Source organism: Sphingobacterium faecale, assembly GCF_016746095.1.
Taxonomy (GTDB): Bacteria; Bacteroidota; Bacteroidia; order Sphingobacteriales; family Sphingobacteriaceae; genus Sphingobacterium; species Sphingobacterium faecale.
This window is the reverse complement of the sequence record NZ_JAERTY010000012.1, coordinates 23,773-46,343: the sequence shown is the minus strand read 5'-3', so window position 1 is coordinate 46,343 and position 22,571 is coordinate 23,773. Positions and strand designations below refer to the sequence as shown.

Genomic DNA, 22,571 nt, shown 5'->3' with positions numbered 1-22,571 from the left:
CTTATTTAACAACATAACCTTACAAAATCAACTGTACACCAAAAGAGAAAGTACGAAGCGGAGGCAATACGATACTTGATAGATTTTCTGGGTCTAAACCCATGAAATTTGTAAAAGTCCATAAATTCTGACCTTGAACATATAGCTTCAGTGCTTCAACCTTTAGATTAGGAAATTTGAACTGATAGGCCAATGAAATGTTCTTAATCCTTAAAAAAGACGCATCAGTTACCGACCTATCGCTATACTCCATAAAAGTTATCGATTCCCGAATTTCTGGGGTAAACGCAGTAATGGTATATTTTGCATTAGGATTGTCAGGCGTCCATCTATCTGTCATTTCTTTAGGTTTATTCTGAGGTCCTCCCATAGAAGCACTTCCAAATAGTGGATTAGCGCCTTTCTGCTTTACAAAATGAAGCAGAATATCGAGGCTTACCTTATTAAAAACCAAGGAATTCTGTACTCCCCCGTAAAACTTTGGGTATAGGTCTAAAATTACTTTCCTATCTTCAGCAGCAGTTATCTTTCCGTCGTTATTAAAGTCTTGAAATTTGTAAGCTTTTGAATCTTGATCAATACCCAAATACTTATAGCGTCTACTTATACTTGTTGATTTACCTACCATATAAGTGTTGGCATACGTTGATCCTTCTAGATCTGGAAAAGACACCAGTTTATTTCTATTAGCAGAGATATTAAAGCTTGATTCCCATCTAAATCCTTTGTTCTTTATATTCGTAGAAGAAACAACCAATTCCCAGCCTGAGTTTTGGACTGTAGCTGGTAGATTTCCAGAAATACTAGGAAAACCTGTGGTTGCAGGGAGAGGAATCCCTACCAATTGATTAGAAGATCGATTATTATAGTAGGCGATCGACGTATTTATCCTATCGTTAAACAGTCCTAATTCGATTGCGGCTTCGGCTTTTGTCGTTTTTTCCCAGCCGAAATCAGGATTAAACAATTTGCTTGGCAATAGCCCTACAATGTCATCGTAGACAGCGGTGGATAGATCGTATGTGTCTATGTACTGATAATCTCCTGTATTGTCGCTTCCTGTTACTCCAAACGATGCTCTAAGTTTTCCAAAAGTCAACCAAGATTGTTCCTGCAGAAATCGTTCCTTGGAAAAAAGCCAAGCCCCTCCTAGTGCACCAAAATTGCCGAACTTATTGTTATCGCCAAACCGACTTGACCCATCGCGACGTCCTGTAATGTTGACAATGTACTTTGAATCGTAAACATAATTCAACCTCGCAAATAAAGCGGCATATTTATAAGGGTTGCCGCCAACGCTGCTAATACCTTTAGACTTAGCGGCACCAATATTCGTAATCAACGCATTGGAAGTAAATCCTGAACCAGAAATTTTTAACGTACTATTGTTCCGCTCTTCGTACGTCCCTCCAACCAGCGCCTCAAGACGTTGTATACCGAAGCTTTTGTTCCAGGTCACCTGCGGCTCAACAAGGTACGAATAGGCATCATTACGTGCCTTTGCTGACGTAGATGAGTTAGGGCTTTGGTATCTCACTAAAACCGGATTGTACATTGTGTTTGGTTCGTATCTACTCTCTTCAAAGGCTGTATTTGTAATACCTGCGTTGAGTTTTAAAAATATGTTATCGATCAAGTTGTAACTTAACGTACCATTTAAAACCAGATTTCTATTGTTGCTATGATAGGTTGCTTCAGAACTAGCTAATGGATTTACTCTATTCGACGAGTAATCAGTCCAGTTTAACGTTCCATCACTATTATATAAAGACGGTGCATTTGGGGGAAGCACTATAGCCTCTCTGGTGAGATCTGTATTAATGAAATCAGACTTTTGGACAGAGTAACTAACCGTTGACGTTAATTGAAACCTTTCATCCTTGCTTTTATGACTAATGTTTGTTGACAAATTATTTCGCTTGTAACCGTCGCTGATCGGATACACCGTCGTCTCATTGTTACGGTTCGCACTAATCAAAAAACTAGTATACTCATTTCCTCCTGACACACTCATTCCCAAATTCTTACTTATAGCAGTTCCTCCTATCAGTTCATCTTGCCAATCGGTTTCACGGGTTACATCCCATGTGCCATCGATATCCATATAGGTAATACCAGTATTTGCTTTAAATTCTTCCCTCATCTCCATATATTCCCCGAGGTTCATCAATTTCATTTTACGGGCAATTTTACTTCCTGCATAAGAAGAAGTAACGGTAAACTTGGTTTTTCCCGACACTCCCCTCTTTGTCGTAATTAGAACAACACCATTAGCCCCTCGAGAGCCATAAATAGCCGTAGCATCGGCATCTTTTAATATTTCTATACTCTCAATATCAGTATGGTTAATAGCACTCAAGGGATTAATATCACCACCTGGGTTAATTTGAGTGAAACTATAGTCTCCAACACTTACAGCTGAAATAGGCACTCCGTCAACTATATAAAGTGGTGTATTACCATCTTCTTGCGTTGGTGTCTTGGTACGCAAGCTATTACGCCCCCTAATTTGAATATCAAATCCGGCTCCTGGTATACCGGATTTCTGCGTGATGCTTACTCCTGCCATTCGTCCTTGAATGGCTTGCAATGGATTGATTACGGGTTGAAACTCGATATCCTTAGCGGTCACCCGAGCAATGCTCCCCGTACGTTCGCGATCCTTTACGGTGTAGTATCCCGCATTGACCACGATCTCCTCGACCTCAGCATTGATCAATGGTAGTACTATGGTTCCCATCTGTGCTTTAGCATGACGCTGTAGGGATCGATGACCAAGGTAGGATATCTCTATAAGCTGGCCTTCGGCTACATCCTTCAGTTCAAAATTACCGTTGGTATCGGTATTAGTCTGCTTGGATGTCCGTTGCTTATTGCCATCCAGTACATAGATCGATGCTCCGGCCAGGGGTTCTCCCTTTTCATTGGTGACACGGCCCCGGATGGGCTGTTGTACAGACAGCGTACTCTCCTCAACATCCTGCTTGGAGGCACCTCTGGGCCGTACAATAATAGTTTTCCCATTTAGGAGAAACTCGAGCTTGCTCTGCTTTTTAAAAATATCGGACAGCACATACTGCAAGTCGGTATGGCTGCTACTGACGGTGACGGACTCCGCAAGTTTATCAAATACGGAGGGATTGTATATGAGATCAAAGCCGGACTGCTTCTTGATCTCTTTGAGCACCCTTTCTAAAGATTGCCGTTTGGCTTCGATCGTTACTTTCTGGCCATAACTCGAGCTGGCGTTCAGCTGCCCCAGCAGCAACACGATAAAAAGCGTAATCAACTGTATCCGCATAATCCAATACCTTATAGTTTCATTAGAGAGATGCATCATGCAAGCTGCATCATGATTATTATTCATATATTTGGTCTTGTTAGGTTAAAAAAACTGTTAATACTTCGAAACTATTTATTATTGTTTTACCTGACTGTGCCGGTGGTGCGTCAACACTGCCGGCTTCCTTTTTTTATCAGGCAAACTAAACTCCTATACTTTTTCTATCTCTTTCGCACGACAACCCTCCTTCCTTCCATATTAAACGTTATACTTTGTGTCAATTCGAGGTCTTCCAGTATAGCGGATATCGGTGCCGACCGTGACAATGACCCGCTAAAGGTAACAGCTGATACATCGTCCATATACTGCACCTCTATATCGTACCAACGGGCTATCTGCCGCATCACGGTATGTATATCTGAATTGTTGAATATAAACTTGCCGTCTTTCCAGGCTATGGCTTCTGCAGCATCTACATCGATAACATCAAGACGCTTCGAATCCAACAAGCTCTGCTGACCTGGTGATAAAATGGTGGAGACTGCTCCGGATGCGGCTCTGCTCACGGCGACCTTACCTTGGATCAGCGTTGTCGCGATCTGCTTTTCGTCGGTATAAGCATTAATATTGAACACCGTACCTAACACCTGTAAGCGTTGTAATGCGGTCTCTACAATGAAAGGCTGTCGTGCATCGTGTGCGACTTCGAAGAAAGCCTCTCCGGTAAGTACCACTCTGCGCTCGGCTCCATCGAACCGCACCGGATACCGTAATGATGAGGAAGCATTAAGCCGTACTTTCGTGCCATCTGGCAAGGTGATACTATATTGCCCTCCTCTTGGGGTATTGAGCGTAGCAAAGGATGTCGCTGTTGCCGCTATCGCAGATCCATCTTCGTAGGCCATCTTGCCTGCGACTATAAGGCCAGAGTGCGCTTCGCTCAGCGCTATGGTCTCGCCACCGTCTATCATCAAAGTGGCTTTATTTCCTCCGGGCTGTGGAATACGCTCAGCCTCAACAAGGGCCAAGGTCTCATTCTCGGATAAAGTACTCGGGTTATAAAAATACAGGCCGATCGAAAGGGCAATCAGTGCCATAGAAGCTACGGCATAGCGGATCCAAATAGGCCGTACCTTGGCAACTTGACGGCCAGCGATCTGTTGTGCCATTCGCGATGATTCACGCTCCAGATCTTCGGAGGCTAAGCTATGGTAACCTTCGAGCTGCGCCCGTAGCCAGGACTCATCCTTTATCTGTGTCAGTAAATCGGTGTTTTCCTTATCCTGTACCAGCCACTCCCTCAACAACAGCGTCTCTTCTGCTGTGATGCTTTCATCCTGATATTTCCGGATCAGTAAGACAATTTTTTCCTGTTCGATAGCCATACGGTCGTTCTATTTTATAATCTATACGAGCTTGACGGGAAAATCTGTAATGAAAATTTAATATTTTTTTAAAATCGTTCAGAAGTCTCCAAACTGAAGGAGGAATAGCACATACAACCAATCTCCTTTGTCCTTAAAAATACGTTGCAGGGTCTTGCCTGCCAGAGACTTGTTGAGGTATACGGCATTGATGGATATCCCCAGTTGTATACTGATCTCTTCCACACTCATCCCTTCTAAATAACTCAATCGAAATACGGTAGCTTGCTTGTGGGGAAGATTATTGATCTCGGTATAAATAGCCTGCATGAGCTCGGTCTGTATTACCTTTGCCTCCAGATCGATATCTGCAATGGGGATCTCGACAGTATCGTCCAATACCTGACGAAAACGGGTATCGGCTGATTTCAGATGATCCAGGCACTTGTTTTTGGTGACGACATATAGGAAACGTTTTACCTGCAGATCGCTTTGAAACCGGCTACGCTCCTGCCATAGCTTTACAAAGGCATCGTAGGCTATCTCTTCTGCGACTTCTTTTATCTTGACAAAGGTCCAAGCGTAGTAACGCAGTGGCTGCAGAAAGTCTTTGATAATCTGTTGAAATACACGGTCATCTCCATCCCATAGGCCGGGGATCAATACGTCTTCATCTGGTCGCTGGTTAGTAGCCATGGCGCTAATATACAGAGACTGATGGAATATCGGGAATTTGAGTTTAAAATGGACGACATAGATTCAAGGTATCCGTCCGACCAAGTACATATTTTATAAGGGGTATCTAGTTTCGATCTTTGTTGCATGAGCATTCAAGAAAAAAGAAAATATATGCTATCGATGATAGCAGACTGGCAGCAGAGCGGAAAAAGTAAGAAGGCATATTGTGCTGAACATGGGATCAATGAAGCCAAATTTTATTATTGGATTTCCCGAATTAAAGAAAGCGATAAGTCCGCTGTTGGCTTTTTAACCATCGATAAAGCCAGTAAAAACAGTGATATTGAAATTATCTATCCCAATGGTGTACGTATAAAGGTAGAAAATGACCTTGGGCTTCTCTCTCAATTGATTCGTTTGTACTGATGTTTGCGCTAGGCTCATCGCATAGGTTTTATCTTTATGATGGTTTTTGCGACATGAGGAAGTCTTTTGATGGACTTTGTGGACTGATCAGTTCAGGTATGCAACGGCAGGCTACCAGTGGAGAGGTGTTCGTGTTCCTAAACCGTAGCCGTACGCACGTGAAGCTGTTACATTGGGAGAAGGGTGGCTTTGTTTTGTATTACAAACGTTTGGAAAGCGGAACTTTTCTGGCTCCACACACAAAAAACCACGAGTTGTCCTGGAGTGATCTGGTACTGATGGTTGAAGGCATACAGGTCGTAAAAAGCATTCAAAAAAGACGTTTTTCTTTGACTTAAAAGCGGTTTATTGTAGGATAAAAGCCGCTTTTTCCGTATATTTACACTATGGAAAAAGCGCTGGAAAATCTCTCTAAAGAGGACCTTCTCAAGGTCATTTCCAGCCGTGATGAAAAGATAAAGTCCCTTTCTCAAGATACCTCAAAAAAAGACGAAGAGATAGATTACCTAAAGTCACAGCTTGCCATGTACAAGCGTATGCAGTTCGGACAGAAGCGTGAGCGCTTTGAAAGCGATCCTGCTCAGACCATGCTCCCCTTTGAAGCAGAGCCGGCCAAAGTTGTTCAGCAACAGGAGGAAATCAAAGAAAAGATCGAGTATATACGTAAACGTCCCAACCATAAAGGACGTGCTAAATTGCCTGCACATCTTCCTGTGGAAGAGATTGAAATCCATCCCGAAGGTGATCTATCCCAAATGGTCTGTATCGGCAAGGAAATTACCGAAGAATTGGAATGCGAGCCTGCCAAGTTCTATATCAAACGTTACATCCGTTATAAATATGCGGCCAAAGATAAATCAGCCGTAGCCATTGCCGAGCTTCCTGAGCGTGTAATAGACAAAGGAATCCCTGGCGCTAGCCTGTTAGCGATGATCCTGACCGCTAAGTATATGGATCACCTTCCGCTATACCGACAAAAACAGATCTTTGCAAGGGAAAACATACAGATAGCCTCCTCAACGATCGAAGGATGGACCAAACAAGCGCTAGAAAAACTGGAACCATTGTATGAAAAACTCGTCTTTGACACTAAAGTACAGGGCTACTTACAGGTAGACGAAACACCGATAAAAGTACTGGATAGCGATAAAAAAGGCGCTACCCATCAGGGCTACTATTGGGTATACCATGCTCCATTGGAGAGAACCGTATTATTTGATTATAGCCCTACCCGTGGAGGTATTGCCGCTGTACCCATGCTTGGTAACTTCAAAGGTTATCTCCAGACAGACGGCTATGCAGTCTATGACAAGTATGCTAAAAAGAAAGAAGTAACACATCTAGCTTGCTGGGCACATGCACGGCGTGAGTTTGAGAAAGCACTGGATAACGATAAAGAAAGAACGGAAAAAGCATTGCTAATGATCCAGAAGCTTTATGCCATTGAACGGAAAGCCAAACAGGAAAATCTAAGCGCAGAGCAGACCAAAGAACTTCGATTGACCGAATCCTTACCTGTTATCAACGAGCTGGGCAAATGGATCTTTGAAGAGATAAAAAGCACACTCCCTAAAAGTCAGATCGGTAAAGCTATGGCGTATGCATACGCCAGATGGGATGCACTATCAGCATACCTGTATGATGGAAGGCTGCTTATTGACAATAATCTTGTGGAGAACGCTATTCGCCCGGTTGCCCTGGGACGAAAAAACTACCTCTTTGCCGGAAGCCATGAAGCAGCACAACGTGCAGCAATGATATACTCTTTTTTTGCGATCTGCAAAAAGCATGAGGTAAACCCATTTCAGTGGTTAAAACATACACTGGAAAATATCATGTCCATAAACCACAAAAATCTTAAAGAGCTATATCCTCAGAACTTCAAAAAATCAGCGGACCTGTAGTTCATAGGCCGGATACGATTCAAGGCGACTTCGCCGTTTTGAACGCTTCAAAGAGGAAGCTATGCAAGGTCTTTATAACGAGAAGACTAATCCTATTGAAGGAATGCACCGACAGATCCGTAAAACCACGAAATCTAAGGGTGCATTCGGCTCTGAACAAGCGGTGATGAAGTTGAAATTGCTTTTAGTTTTCAAGCATTCTTTCAGGATCAAAAGTAGTATTGTATTTTATCCAACGAGTTTCTTTATTATCTGCATTTTTTAAATAGTAATCAAACCAATTGAGTAATCGTTTGGTCAGATCTAATTGATTTTCAGGCTTCATTAAGTAATGACCCTCATCTTCATACATTAGTGAGATAAAAGGCTTTTTGTATCTCAGCATTGCCATAAAAAGTGTCTCTTGCTGTTTGGAACTTATTACTTTATCTTCTTTTCCAGTAAAAGAAAGAAGAGGCGTATTAATATTTTCAGCATAGAAAAGAGGAGAATTTAAAAAGTATAACTCTTTATCTTCTTTAAAAGGCTTTAGCATATTTAACTGTCCTGTTTCAAACTGGAAGTAACCGGGGGATCTGTAATTATAATTATAGGAGAAATAGTGACTTATAAAATCAGCAACTCCAGATCCACTGACAGCTGCTTTAAACAGATTAGTTTGACTTACAATGAAATTAGTGGTATAACCTCCAAAGGAATGTCCCATAAGACCTAGTTTGTCTTTATTAATAGCTTTTTCTTCTTGTAATACTTTTTTTATACTTTCCTCTACACAGTTTAAAGCAGATATCCCAGGGCCTTGTTTAGTTGTAAATACATCAGGAAAAAAAACAAAGTAACCTTTTTCTAAATATAGTTCCATATTAAAGCCGATATGATCAAAATAAGTTGGGTAGGTAAAATCCTTAGCTAGATAGTTTTGAATTTCGTAGGTGTGAGTAAGCATTGGATATTTTTTGTTTGGATCAAAGTCTTTTGGGTAAAACAGTATTCCTTTTAAATCATTGTTATACTTATCCTTATATGCTACTATCTTTTGTTTTTTCCAAGTATAAAGTTCCTTAGGCATAGAGTTTTCTAAAAGAAGCTTGGTTATACCATTATGATATACATATAGAGTTGCAGGTTTATTGAAGTTCTCTAATGAGTAAGTAATTGTTTTAAAATTATCACCATATTTTACATTTTTGATTTGATCATTTGTATTATTTATTATAAAAACCCGTTTATTCCCTTCAAGTAATAAAATAGAACTAGTACTCTCTTTGATATTATATCTTTCAATTAAGAGCTTCCTATTGTCTAGGATCATATTTGATGGTATTTGACTAGTTTGATTATATGAGGGTGACGCTAGAGTGTTAAGAATTTTATAGCGATAACTTGTATTGCCACCATCAATTAACACTTTAAATGTTTTGCTTTTAATATCGTATTGCATAAAGTTATTATCTGAAGCAAAATAAAAGTATTTTCCATCTTCAGACCAGTATCTTAACCTACTTATATAAACGTTCGATTTTGTTCTATCTTCTTTTAAATTAAAGGTGTTTTCTAGAGCTCTTTGCTCTATGTTATAAAAATACATTAGTCCTTTTTTAATATAGACAAAGTAGTTTGTCTTTGAAGATAAACTAGTAGTATTAAAAGGGTTTTGTTGAGCTTTTGTAATTAATGTAAACTTATCTTCTTTAATATCATAGATACTAATGTCTCTTGGTCTTGCACGATCTGAATTTATATAATCGATATATTGATTTGGATCATAAACTAAAAGTATATTCTCATTTAAAGGAATTGATATGTACTGATTTAAAGCATCAGGTTGGTAGACTTTTTTGTCTTTGTAGTTAAAAATAATATGACCATCAGTTTTTATTTCTTTTATTCTAGGATAAGCGATAGTAGTTGCTAATTCTGTATCTTTTGTAGTCCAGAGTTGTAATTTTTCAGTGTCATATGGCTTTTTTACTAAATTATAGTATTGCACTATTTTAAAACTATACTCATTGATTGCCTCGGGATAACTGTAAGATATAGTTGAATCTAAATCCTGCTTTTTAACTAGATTAGTGTCGTAGTTAAAAAAAGTTAAGTATGGAAAGTTGTTAGTGTGTTTTTGATTAGGACTTAAAAATACAACAGGTAGTTTTTTATCCCAAATAACACTTTTAATGAAATCAGTAATACTTGTGTTTGTAGTCTTTTTAAAATTTTCCAGATTAATTAATTCAGTTCCTTTAGTAAGATTGCTATATTGAATAAGTAGGTGTTTTTTATCATTACTTATACTAGTAAAGTTTATAAGAGTTTGAGGGATATTCCAAATTTCTTTAATTCCAGAAGAAAGAACCTTAATTAGTTTATAGCTTTCAGTTTTTGTATCAAAGTAAAAAATAACGTTGTAATTATTGATTACTTCTACCTCTTTTACATTAGAGATTTTCTTTGATTTATTAGTATTGGGATCAAGGATTTCAATTTCTGTTTTAGTTGGATTGATTCCAATAAGAAAATCATTTTTAAGAACTTCATATTTATTATTTGTTTGTTTTGTTAAAAGTAATTTTCCATTGTTATTAAAAATGAAAATGCTGTTTTTTTCAGAATCAAATAAAAAATTATTTTTAATAGTGGAAAACTTTCCACTTGAAGAGAGCAAATTGTTATATAGTAAACTATAATGTACACTGTCTTTTATAGTCTGACTATAACAAGTAAAATCTAATAAAATAAGTATAAAACTGTAGATAAATCTTAAGGATTTAGTAGTCATTTTGAGGTTTTAAATTAGGGTTAATAAGTATTTCTTTATCAGGGTAAGGAAAAAGGGCGTTTTTGCCTTGCCAGTTAGGTTTAGAGACCTTTAAAAGAGACAGTTTATTGTTTCTTTTAAGATCAAAAAAGCGTCTACCATGTTCTAGGAAAAATTCTTTTTGACTTTCTTTAAGCATAGCAAGTAGAGTTTGTTCTCTGTCTAGAGTATTAGGTAACGCCAGAAGACCTGCTCTTAGTCTTATTGCATTTAAGTAGACAATAGCTTCTTTTTCTTTATTTTGATAGATAAGGGCTTCAGCTAAAATAAAGTAAGCTTCTTCTACTCTAAAAAGAATTGAGCATTCATCTGAATTTGTTGTTCTATTTTGGTATTTATAAGCATGAATTTTACCTGTACTTTGAAATTCTTTAGTCCAAAGTTGCTTTCTAAGGTCATGATTATCAAAACAGTTAAGTAGAGTATTACTTAAGATATCACCGGAATTACTAGTGAAAAGAACATAGTTTCTGGCCTCATAGGTAGCAGCAACAGCTGTGGTATTAGCCAATTGCCAAATCGTACTTTTAGCCGATTTTTTAAATACTTTAGATAGGTCTGTCTCCATATTATAAAGAGGATTATCCATCACTAGTTTAGAATAGAACTCTGCTTTTTCGTATTTTTTTTGGAGCAAATAATTCTTGGCTAGGATAAGTTCTATTACAGCTTTGTTTGGATAATATTTATTAGAGGAATTGTCACTATAAGAAAGAGTCTCTATGGCTTTTAGTAGGTCCTGTTTAATCAGTTCTAAAACTTCAGAGACAGGTGTTTTTACAATTTTAGTATTAGCCTTGTAATCAGTGGAGGTTGTATAGGGAATATCTCCAAAGATTTGAATAAGGAGTTGATAATACATCGCTCTTAAGACATAAGCTTGGGCCAAAAACTGTTCTTTCTCTTCACTTGTAGTCCCATTAGAATTAGTAATACCACTAATAAAAGAATTAATAGCATAGATATGAGAATAAGAGTTATTCCATAAAGTTGAGATTATAAATCTAGTTGGATCTAAAGAGTTGTGAAAAATAAAGAAGGTATCTGATGTAGGTGGTAAATAAGTAGGAGTTAGTTCATCTGTGTATACGCCTAGAGTAGAACCAATACCTTGACTTTTTCCAGTAAATAAAGAAGTTTCTCTAAGGTTGATATAAAGTTCAGATAGAGCAGATGTAGCACTTTGCTTGTCTTTAAAAACATTCGGGCTAGCTATTTGATCTGTTGGAAGATCAATCTCAATTGTGTCATCACAGGATTGGAACAATAGTATAGCTATAAGTAACAGACTTGAACAGAATATATTTTTCATAATTAGTAGATTTAGAAAGCTAATTGAACACCAAAAGCATATGTTTTTAGGGGAGGTAAATAACGGGTTAGAACAAGTTCAGGATCTAGGCCATAGTAATTTGTGATTGTCCAAAGATTTTGCCCTTGAAAATAAAATCGAACAGAGTTTAACCTAGCTTTAGGTAATGTAAGTAAATAGGATAGAGATACATTTTTTAATCTTATGTAAGAGGCATCTCCAATGGCCATATTACTACTTTTAAATAGATTTATACTGTTGAGCATAACAGAATTATATCCACTAGAGAAATATCCGTATTGACTATTTGGGCTTGCATGTGTCCAGCTATTTAATACCTCGATTGGCTGATTATAAATTGAACCAGGAACAGTGATGTCGTAATTGAAATTATAATTGGTCTGTTTAACAAATTGAAATAGAAAATCAAGACTAAAATTCTTATAATAAAGCGTATTTTGAATCCCTCCATGATATTGAGTTTTTATCTCCTGTATATTTTGCCTATCAAATCCTGGAGTAATACTTCCATCCTTATTATAATCTGTAAAGATGTATTGACCTGTTAATGGATCTATGCCTTCAAAGTTGTATGATTTTTTTATACTGGTACTTTTTCCAACAATGAACTGATCGGCATAGGTAGAAGCTTCTAGATTAGGAAAAGAAAGTAATGTGTTTTTAGGAAAAGATATATTAAAGTTACTTGTCCAAGAGAAATCTTTAGATTTGATATTTTGTGAGTTTAAACTGAATTCCCAACCTTTGTTTTCAACCGTAGCAGGGAGGTTGTCTTGTATAGAAGGAAAACCAGTAGTTGCTGGTAAGGGAATACCCACCAGCTGATTAGAAGATCTATTTCTATAGTGAGCAAGTTCAAACTGCAATCTGTCATTAAATAAGGCAATTTCAATAGCGGTCTCTAACTTTTTAGTTTTCTCCCAACTAAAATTTGGATTGTAAAGTCTTGAAGGAGTAAGACCTGTTATTTCGTTGTAATTATTGGGATTAAGGGTGTAAGTATCTAAATACTGATAGTCTCCAATATTGTCATTCCCAGATGTACCGTAGCTAGCTCTCAATTTTCCAAAGCTAAGCCATGAAGTATCTTCAAAGAAGTTTTCTTTAGAAAATACCCAAGCAGCACCTACAGCTGCGAAGTTTCCAAATTTATTGTTGTCACCAAACCTTGAAGAGCCGTCACGTCTTGCAGTGAGGTTAAATAAATACTTACTGTTATAATTTAGGTTTAACCTACCAAAAAGGGCTACATATTTATATTGTAGATTGGCAGACTGATTTATTATTGTTGTTTTTGCTGCCGATATATTGGATAAAAAGTCGTTGGTTTGAAAATTAGATCCGGTTAAGTATAAAGCAGATGTATTACTTTCTTGGTATGTTATTCCAACAAGAGAGTTTATAGAGAATTTATCAAGGTTAAAAACGTAGTTTATTTGAGGTTCTAAAATGTAAGATTTATTATCTCTAATAGTGTTCTCAGCTTTAGATTGTTCTGAAGTATAACCTTTAGCAGGGTTATGAATGGTATGGGGAGTTAGTCTATTTTCTTCTGTATTAGATTTATTATATCCTGTATTTAATTTTAAATACATATTTTTTAAAAACTCATAACTAAGATCAAGATTTAATACAAGATTGCTATTGTCATTTTGATATGTTTCGAACATTGATGAAATTGGATTTGTATCTCCTACAAACCCCCAATTTAAACTTCCATCAACATTGTACAGACTTGGCGCATTAGGAGATAAAATTAGAGCCTGAGACGTTAAGTCAGTAGCAATTAGATTGTTTTTTTGAATAGAATAGTTCGTTGATGAGTTTAACTGAAATCTTCCGTCCTTACTATTGTGATTAACATTGATTAAAAACGTATTTCTCTTATAGCCTTTATCTGTTGGAAAGACAGTTGTTTGATTGTTGTAATTCGCAGAAGCTGTAAAGTGAGTAGTTTCACTTCCGGCACTAACTCCTACCTGTACATTTTGTGACTTAGCTGTCCCACCTATGAGTTCTTTTTGCCAATCGGTGTATCTATCTCGATTCCAAGTTCCATTTATATCTAGTGCATCAGAAGGAAAGGTAGTAATCTCATCATTTATAAACGCTTGGTCTCGCATTTGATTAAACTGCTCTGTATTTAAAAGCTTCATTTCACTAGCCACTTTGCTTAAAGAAGTAGAAGTGGAAAGAGTAACAGATCCATTATCTGATTTGTTTTTCTTAGTTGTAATCAGCACTACGCCATTTGCACCTCGCGAACCATAAATAGCTGTAGCATCTGCATCTTTTAACACCTCAATGCTTTGTATATCTGAAGGATTAAGAGAATTTAAGATATTGGTTTCATTATAAGGTAGTATAGTTCGTGCAAGAGGGGAATTTCTTAAATTGCTAGTTGGAATTACAACTCCATCAATAACATATAAAGGAGTATTTGCATTTGTATTGCTATTTTTATAATCCCTCAAACTATTCCTACCACGGATCTGTATATCAAATCCGCCACCTGGAACACCTGTGTTCTGCGTGATGCTTACCCCTGCCATTCGCCCTTGAATGGCTTGCAATGGATTGATTACGGGTTGAAACTCGATATCCTTAGCGGTCACCCGAGCGATACTTCCGGTACGTTCCCGATCCTTTACGGTGTAGTAACCGGCGTTGACCACGATCTCCTCGACCTCGGCATTGATCAGTGGTAGTACTATAGTTCCCAACTGTGCTTTAACAGGACGCTGTAGGGATCGGTGGCCAAGGTAGGATATCTCTATAAGCTGGCCTTCGGCTACATCTTTCAGTTCAAAATTACCGTTGGTATCGGTATTGGTCTGTTTGGCTGTGCGTTGCTTATTGCCGTCCAGTACATAGATCGATGCTCCGGCCAAGGGCTCTCCCTTTTCATTGGTGACACGGCCACGGATGGGCTGTTGCTGCTGTACTGGTACTTCTGCTTTATCGACCACCGCAATGATCTTACCGCTAATAGCATATCCAAAAGGCTGGCTCCTAAAGATCTCGGTCAATACATCCCCCAGTTCGGTATCAGTCACTCTCAGGGTGATGGGCTGCGCGTGAGCCAGATACCGGTTACTGATGGAAAAGGAATATCCCGTCTGCTTGCGTATGGCTAACGCCACATCCTGGAATCTTGCGTTTTTTACTTCAAGGCTTAATTTCTGCCCGTGTACGCTGGCAAAGCTGCTGCAGCAAAAAACGAAAACATATACGATTAATAGTTTCATTATGATAAGATTACCGATGGACATATGGACGGGTATCTTATTTTTTTTCCAATACGCGTCCATACCATTGGTATAAATGGTTGTATTCATTATTTTTGTTATTGTTGGTTTATTAATACTGTACGAAAATCCTTATTAATTGTCCGACTATGGCCGTCCTGATGTTACTAGCATAGGACGGTTTTTTTATATCGGAGAACTAAACAACTGAAAAGTCTATTTACCTCACGATTACCTCCTTCCCGCTGATCTCAAACTGGACTTGGTAGGTATGCTGCAGTGCAGCCAGTACCGATGAGAGCATTTCGTTCTTATTAAGGCTGTTCATGGCCTTTTCCTTATTTTTAAATCCTTTGGGGAATACAAACCTGACGTCGTACCAACGCTCCAGTTCGTAACAGGTCTCCTCGAGTGTCGCATCACTGTTGACGATGAGCCCGTCTTTCCAGGCTACAAAATCGGTCGCCTCTACCCTGCTTGTCGTGATAGACGTACCGTCAGAGCGCGCCTGATCACCTGGATGCAGTATGTGTACTTTATGGTCGAAGCTGTTGACCAATGCAATCTTGCCATGCACCAGCGTGGTGATACTGTGATCACCATAGTTGCGGATATTGAATGCCGTCCCCAATACTTCGATATACTGTCCCTCGGACTGTACTATGAATGGCTTATGCTTATCGCTGACAACCTCAAAATAGACCTCCCCTTCGACCGCCACCTTGCGTTGGCTTTCGGAAAAATGTGTCGGGTATTTAAGAGACGAAGCCGCATTGAGCCATGCCTTGGTACCGTCGGGAAGTGTAATCTGATATTGCCCCCCGACGGGTGTACTGATCGTTGCATAGGTGGTTTCAGCCGCTGTCAATACCTGCTCACCATTGCCGTATACCAGTACACCTTCTTTATTTTCAACCGTATTCTGGCCGCTGTCCAAGGTGATCTGTCGGCCATCTGCCAGGGTTATATAAGCCCTGTTCTTGCCTGGAGGTATGTCTGCCGCATTCTGTACAAGCGTACGCTCTCTGGAGGGGTCTTCTTGCAACTGGAAATACGTAACTGTCGCTATCGAAACCAAGAGAATAACCGAAGCTGCGGCATACCACAGCGTGCGGATTCTTCTTTTGATTGCGGGCTGTTCCGCTCTTGCGAGTACAGACGCCAACGCAGCAGAAGCATCATACTGCTCTATTCTCTTTAACAGGTACTGTCTTTCCTCTTGCTGAAGTGATTCATACGCCTGTCGGTATATTGGAGACCGATCCAACATATCTCTTAACAGTACAGCCTCTTCTTCGGACAATTGTCCCTGTATTTCTTTAGCAAACAGTTCGCCCAGTTTAATAGCTGCATATTCTTCCTTATAATCCATAATCTAGCGCTCGTATTTGTATATCAAACGACGCCAACGGAAAAAGGGATGACAAGGAATGCAAAAAAATATCTACTTAGAAGAAAAACATCAGCAGTATCGTAAAATGATCTTTAGGAAGGACCTGTCTCAACTTTTGGAGTCCCCGCTGCTTGTGGGTTTTTATGGTATTGATGGAGATCCCTAATTCGTCGGCCGCTTCCTGATTGCTCATGCCCTCCAGGTAGGTGAGTCTGATCACCTGGGCAGTCTGTTCGGGAAGACCGCTTAAAGCCTGATGCAGGATACGGATAGCCTCTGTCTGCATGATATGGGAAAGATAGGCCGGTTCGGCAATCTCCCTCTCTTCCACAAAATGGCGCTGTCTCTCTCCGGCGTTACTGTGTGTTTTGAGCAGATCGAAACAGCTATGCTTTACCGCACGGTAGAGGTAGGCTTTGAGGTGGGACATATCCTGAAATGTAGCATCACTTTGGTACAGTCGTAGAAACACGTCATTAGCGATATCTTCGGCATATTCTCTACCCACGTAGCCTTCGGCAAACAGGCACATGCCCGAATAATAGGTTACAAACACCTGTCCGAATGCTGCTTTATCTTTTCTATGAAATTTGCTGAGCATCTCTTGCTCTCCGTCCTTAGCTCCTGTACTATACTCCATCGCGTTATCACAATTTTACTTCGCAAGTTATAGGCTCTGCTTACTAATAAAAACAAGGGCTTGCTCCTACTATACAAATGGAAATCGGAGTTTATAACTTAGTCAACAATTGAAATCTGCCGCTAAATATAGCAAAAATCAATTATTTGTTCTAATGAATGGTGTTTCTTAGCAAAATAGGCCAAACTTGCATTGATCCCCACAATGCACAAAAACCTAGAACGTTTCCGTTAGGAAAAATTCTAGGCTTTCTAGTTGACCTCTAACGTCCATAATCTGGCTTCAATTTACAAAAGCCTTAAATAGAACGTTGCCTGTATCGGGTATCGGACCAGTGTATCGGGGAGACCTCGGAGTAACAGGGCTACCATCTGTTGTATAGCGTATAGTCATTCCAGGAAAACAAATATTGGCAGCAACCCGACCATGGCTTGATTGCCTCCCTATCGGTGGCATCCAAAAATTATAGCCCTGATTCCAGTGTGAAAGTATGGGAAGTTCAAATTTTGCAATGCGATTGGCAAAGCTGTTCCAATCCTTGTCAATAGCCCTAATCCGTTCCGCTCGACCTTCCTGCGATTCCCAAGCACGCTCTTTGGACCATGCCATCTCCGCAAATCCGATCAATTTTGGCAGCAGATAGGATTCTAACATTTCGGCACTCAATATGGTCTCAGCCCACATCTGGGCCTGCACCCCACGTATACGTCCTTTTGCCTCATCTTTAAGCCGCTCAAAAGTAGGAGAACTATCATGGAATACATCCTTTCCAAAACGATTGATCAAGGTAGAGTTTTGAAAATGATAGGGAGCAAAAGAAAAAGCTTTTTTGGTATCCACGAAACCTGCCCAAAGTAGACCCGGTGTTTTTGGATCGTTATTGTATGCCAGATCAAAATAGAGATTGGTCACGTTACACAAAATGACATCGTAGCCCATGTTGGCAAGCTTATAGCCCATATCGGGATAAGAGTACTCGTTGTTCCAGATATAAGGAACGACCTTTTTCCCTACAAAAGTGGGGTTTGGAAAGTACTTTTTATCCTCATGCTCGATAACAACTTCTTCCCAACCGTGCACTTCAAGACCTTTTTTTTCCATACGATGCACAAGCTCCTTGAAAAACGCAGCCTGAAGCGATAAAAAATCATTTTTCACGTTTCTATCGGCCGCCCAGTTTTGTACTTCAGGAGATTGGCTCCATGCCTTTTGTGCCACCTCATCTCCTCCGGCGTGAATCTTCTCTAATTTCAAGCCAGCCTCTTTATACATAGATGTAAATTCATCGATTATTTTTTCATAAAAGCGATAAGACGATTCACGACCAATACTAACCGTATTATCTTTAAAATATTGCGGACTTAAATAGTCTGACTTATCATTGGGATCCAAAAGCCGGTATTCTTCCGCTTTGTGCTGATCACCCAACTTCATGTACTTCTGATAACGGTTTTCCATAGCTATAATAGCAGCACGGGCATGCCCCGGAAAATTAAGCTCCGGTATCACATTAATGTGTCTAGCTTTGGCGTATTTTAGAATTTCGATAAACTCGTTACGTGAATAAAAACCCGACCCCGAGTTCTTGTCAGTAGCATAAGCGCCGGAGCCATAGGCTGGCATCACACCCTTCGACTCGACCCCATTCGTTGGGTGTAAGCGCTGGCTTCCAATTTCGGTCAACTCCGGCAATCCAGGAATCTCAATACGCCACCCCTCATCTTCGGACGTATAGAGTAATAGATTATTAAGCTTATAATGTGCCAATATATCGATGGTTTTTAAAACTGTTTCTTTACGTTGGAAATTACGTGCTACATCCAGGTGCAGACTACGAAAGTCCAACCTTGGTTTATCTAAGATACTGACATGCGAAAGGGATAAAAGCCCATCTTTCATAGGAGAGGATGCGATCAGGGAAAGTAAACTCTGCACACCGTAAAACACACCTGTTGTATTTGTCCCTTTTATCTGCACACCAGTAGCATCTATCGTCAACGAATATCCTTCTTTGTGTCCTTCTAGGACTTTAGTATCGATGCTCAACTGGATTAGAGGCCCTTGTTGACTCCTTTTCTTAAGACCAGGGCGAAGCTCTGCCGTCTTATCCCTGAGGTAATCAGCTTCAAACTGCAATTCCTTAGCATGCTTCATATTCCAGTTCCCATCAAGAAGCAATATTCCATCATGTCGGGTATAAGCATGAGGTGTAGGAATAATGGGAATAAGCTGGTCTTTTGGAATATCAGTTAAATCTTTGTTTTCGTTATAAACTCTTTCCAAGGAAAAGGGACCGTAGCCTTCTGCTGTACCTCTTACCAGTTGCTCGTCGCGGGTAAATGGAACCAAATGATATTGTGCAATATCGGCTATACCAAGCTCCTTTCCACCGTCGTCGTAGCGTACCATATAAGGCCCCATTGGTGCCAAGACTTCCTTGGTGATGTGTTTATTATTGCCATAATGAATCCGAGCTGTTTGGCCAGGTGATAGGCGAAAACCTTTCTTAGGGTATAGCCTATACCAATCTCCGTTTATATGCTCCACGCCCAACAGCGAACTGGAGTCTAAAATACCAACAGCAATAGGTGCCATCGAAAAAAAGATAGTCCAGTTCTTATCTGTAAGCTCCTCACCTTTGTTATGTATCCTGAATTCGGCTTCCGATTTAAAGCTAGATTGTGGAAGATTGGTCAGGAGCTCCCACTCCAAGTTAATTTTTGCTGACTGTGCAAGAGCCGGATACACTACAAAAGAACACAGCAAACAGCATATAATAGCTTTTATTATCTTCATATCTTATCTATTTTTCATTTTTATGTCTTCCAATATAATTTCTTGTACATTAATCGGTGGGATTCCCTCCTGTCCATACCAGAAAAAAGACTCATAGCCTTCATACACCTTATGTTTGATATGCCAGGCGTCGGGCAGATAGCTGGCCACATCGTTGCAATAACCGGCTACACTGACGTTTTGATCAGGCCATAATTCGCGGATCTTCATACCGTATGAGGTCACCGCCTCACGGGAAAGACCGAAAAGTTTCCACGAACCTACATTTAAAGTCTGGTAGTAAACAGGAAGTACATTCCGCAATTGTTGCTTGTCATAGCGTGTGCCCATCAATTTTACCCAACGGATATTCTTCTCAGACTGTACCGTCTGCTGTTTTAGTTCCATATTTTGTTTTCGAAATGCATCCAACTCTTCCCTGCTCATCGGTTTAACAGGAATGAGCACGCTATCCAGATAGGACGTTAATGCGCCCTGTACCGGCTCCATAGAGGAGGCCAGCACCTGTAAAACGTCCTTGCCCAGAGAAGTTCCAGTCTCGCGAAAATCATCAGTGATGGGATTTATGTCACCGGCACACCCTTGAATAAAGAGTGTGTGTACAGGTCCAAGTTCTTCCTTGATATGTCGACGTGCGACACCTGGAAAATTGGCACTGATGGTAAAAGCTTCTGCCCCTTTATTTTTGAAAACAGGGTGACAGCCTGTTAGAAAAACTACACCAAGCAGTTGATTGGACCTGTCCATCACCCGGATAACATCCAGTGCCCGATCAACAGGCCCCTGTCCATTTCGCTCTTTATTGCGGTTTGTTCCAATAAAAGTCTCCCCTCTTCCAAAATAAATGAAACCAGGTTGAAGCTTTTTGCTAGCTTCTTCTGCAGCACTGATCATTGCTGGCGCAATGACCTGATTCAGATAATTGCTATCGGGTTTCTGGTAGTAATCAGCCCAGGTGGTCCAAGCCTGTGATACCGGTGCAAAATGTGTATGTGACGCATTAATCAGGATCGCGTTTACTGGTAATCTCAGCTTCTTAGCTATCTTCTCTTTGACCTCATGTGTGAAAGAGAAATTGACGCCACATAGGTCTAATGTAAGCACCAGAAGCTTATCTTTGCCCTGTTGTATCATAAAAGCAGAAGTCTCCAAACTATGATCAGTACTGTGTACTGCTCGATACACATGCCCTTGATCATCCAACGCATACAACTGTCCATCTATAGTCTGCAGGGCATCAATATGAATATTAAACGTAAATCCATTGAAACGTCCGATCTGCACCTTTTCGAAAGTAGGATTATTGACTAGACTTACACGCCACATGCGCTCTTGGCCATCAATTGTTATCAAATTATTGCCCAGAACAGTAAAAGCGACAGTCTCTTTCAGCTGTTTAATTTTTTGCCAACTGACCTCATCTTTATTAAATACAGCGCGCCACAATTGTTGTTGCCTGTCCTGCCCAATAAGCAAATCGGAATAGGCCTGAACAAGCTGAAAGCTATGTTCACCAGAAATCAACTTCTGTTTTTTATTTCGGTGCAAATATAGCTCACCATCCTGCCGCAGAGTCATCTTGGCTTTGTTATGGTATAGGGTTCGGTGTTGGGCTTCAAATATCTTTCTAGCCTCAGACTCCATGTCAGCACCATCGATTCTGTCCCAGCTAAGACTAAAGCGCCCCTCTGCTGGCAGCCCATAGCCCGCAAGAGCAAGCGAGAGCAGCCGCTGGTCCGGGTCTAGAGACCTCTGGGAAAAGCCTACACTATAATCAGTGATAACCTGTGCTTGGCACAGGTTAAAAGTCCCTAAAAAGATCAATAGCAACAGTGGGTTAAAAGTCATGTTTTTCATGGTTTATTTTTTTCAGCATGCCAGGTTTCTGTTGCCGCCACTACGCTACCCGCCTTTAACAAAAGTTCCTTCGCAAAATCATAATCCTTAATTCCGGTTTTTTCCATCAGTATTTTATTGGCACGATCGATAATCTTGTCATTGATCAAATTTACATATACCATTTTATTATCTTCAACACGTCCCAACTGTACCATACTAGCTGTGCTGATCATATCAAAAATCATCTTTTGTGAAGTACCACATTTCATACGTGTACTCCCTGATATAAACTCAGGACCGGTAATAACTTCAACCGGATAGTTGGAATAAGACGATATTTCGCTATTCGGGTTATTCACAATCGAGGCTGTCGTAATTCCCTTAGATTGACAGTATTTTAAAGCCTGAAGTACGAAAGGTGTTGTACCACTGGCTGATATACCAATAACAAAATCCTTATCACTTACTTCTAATTCCTCCAACTGAAGAACTCCTTCATATAGATCATCTTCCTTTTCTTCTAAAGCTTCTATCAAGTGTTCTATTCTACCAGCAAGAACAACATTAAACAGTTCTTTCGGAACGCCGTAGGTAGTTGGCATCTCGATCGCATCTAAGACCGAAAGACGTCCACCACTTCCTGCGCCTACGTAAAACAGTCTACCACCTGCCTTTAATTTCACCACAAGTGCTTCAATTAACCTATTCAGTTGTGGCAACTGTTGCTCAATGGCAAGGGCGACAGTTTTATCTTCATTGTTAATGTTTTTTGTCAACTCGGCCACCGTCATCTTTTCCAGATGACGGTATTTGGAAGGCTGTTCTGTAATTTTGTCTGATGGTTTTATCATG

14 protein-coding genes are annotated in these 22,571 nt (G+C 39.8%); 3 read left to right on the top strand and 11 right to left on the bottom strand.

The features are described 5' to 3' along the window. Positions 1-19: 19 nt before the first annotated feature. From JKG61_RS19710 to JKG61_RS19700, 3 genes are all read right to left on the bottom strand, one after another. Entirely contained in the window at positions 20-3,367 is a 3,348-nt protein-coding gene (locus tag JKG61_RS19710) for a SusC/RagA family TonB-linked outer membrane protein (RefSeq protein WP_202104719.1), read from the bottom strand. Between the two features lie 137 nt (positions 3,368-3,504). Then, a complete protein-coding gene (locus JKG61_RS19705; protein WP_202104717.1) occupies positions 3,505-4,668 on the bottom strand; it encodes a FecR family protein in 1,164 nt (387 codons plus the stop codon). Between the two features lie 78 nt (positions 4,669-4,746). Continuing rightward, the gene (locus JKG61_RS19700) at positions 4,747-5,343 is read right to left on the bottom strand and encodes an RNA polymerase sigma factor (RefSeq protein WP_202104716.1); all 597 of its coding nucleotides are present in this window, start codon (positions 5,341-5,343) and stop codon (positions 4,747-4,749) included. 126 nt (positions 5,344-5,469) lie between these two features. On the opposite strand from JKG61_RS19700, the gene tnpA reads away from it, so the two are divergent. The 3 genes from tnpA to tnpC are packed head-to-tail and all read left to right on the top strand — an operon-like array spanning position 5,470 to position 7,655. Continuing rightward, entirely contained in the window at positions 5,470-5,751 is a 282-nt protein-coding gene (tnpA, locus tag JKG61_RS19695; protein ID WP_237249552.1) for an IS66 family insertion sequence element accessory protein TnpA, read from the top strand. Next, the gene (gene tnpB, locus JKG61_RS19690) at positions 5,751-6,089 is read left to right on the top strand and encodes an IS66 family insertion sequence element accessory protein TnpB (protein ID WP_262896217.1); all 339 of its coding nucleotides are present in this window, start codon (positions 5,751-5,753) and stop codon (positions 6,087-6,089) included. Before tnpA ends, tnpB begins: the two co-directional genes overlap by 1 nt. Before the next feature lie 48 nt (positions 6,090-6,137). Next, entirely contained in the window at positions 6,138-7,655 is a 1,518-nt protein-coding gene (tnpC, locus tag JKG61_RS19685) for an IS66 family transposase (RefSeq protein WP_202104714.1), read from the top strand. A 184-nt stretch (positions 7,656-7,839) separates the two neighbouring features. Here tnpC and JKG61_RS19680 read toward each other — a convergent pair whose 3' ends face one another. From JKG61_RS19680 to JKG61_RS19645, 8 genes are all read right to left on the bottom strand, one after another. Next, the gene (locus tag JKG61_RS19680) at positions 7,840-10,431 is read right to left on the bottom strand and encodes an alpha/beta hydrolase family protein (protein WP_202104713.1); all 2,592 of its coding nucleotides are present in this window, start codon (positions 10,429-10,431) and stop codon (positions 7,840-7,842) included. After that, on the bottom strand, positions 10,421-11,782 hold the full coding sequence (locus tag JKG61_RS19675) for a RagB/SusD family nutrient uptake outer membrane protein (RefSeq protein ID WP_202104711.1): 1,362 nt from the start codon (positions 11,780-11,782) through the stop codon (positions 10,421-10,423). Before JKG61_RS19675 ends, JKG61_RS19680 begins: the two co-directional genes overlap by 11 nt. Before the next feature lie 11 nt (positions 11,783-11,793). Next, positions 11,794-15,141 carry a SusC/RagA family TonB-linked outer membrane protein gene (locus tag JKG61_RS19670; RefSeq protein ID WP_202104710.1) on the bottom strand — a complete coding sequence of 1,116 codons (3,348 nt, stop codon included), beginning with the start codon at positions 15,139-15,141 and terminating at the stop codon, positions 11,794-11,796. A gap of 130 nt (positions 15,142-15,271) precedes the next feature. Next, a complete protein-coding gene (locus JKG61_RS19665; protein ID WP_202104708.1) occupies positions 15,272-16,423 on the bottom strand; it encodes a FecR family protein in 1,152 nt (383 codons plus the stop codon). Positions 16,424-16,499: 76 nt separating this feature from the next. Beyond that, complete coding sequence (locus JKG61_RS19660; RefSeq protein ID WP_202104706.1) at positions 16,500-17,084, bottom strand: RNA polymerase sigma factor; 585 nt, start codon at positions 17,082-17,084, stop codon at positions 16,500-16,502. 282 nt (positions 17,085-17,366) lie between these two features. Continuing rightward, positions 17,367-19,880 carry a family 20 glycosylhydrolase gene (locus JKG61_RS19655; RefSeq protein ID WP_202104705.1) on the bottom strand — a complete coding sequence of 838 codons (2,514 nt, stop codon included), beginning with the start codon at positions 19,878-19,880 and terminating at the stop codon, positions 17,367-17,369. A 3-nt stretch (positions 19,881-19,883) separates the two neighbouring features. Next, entirely contained in the window at positions 19,884-21,728 is a 1,845-nt protein-coding gene (locus JKG61_RS19650) for a hypothetical protein (RefSeq protein ID WP_202104703.1), read from the bottom strand. Positions 21,729-21,733: 5 nt separating this feature from the next. Beyond that, the gene (locus JKG61_RS19645; protein ID WP_202104702.1) at positions 21,734-22,570 is read right to left on the bottom strand and encodes an N-acetylmuramic acid 6-phosphate etherase; all 837 of its coding nucleotides are present in this window, start codon (positions 22,568-22,570) and stop codon (positions 21,734-21,736) included. Position 22,571 lies beyond the last annotated feature (1 nt).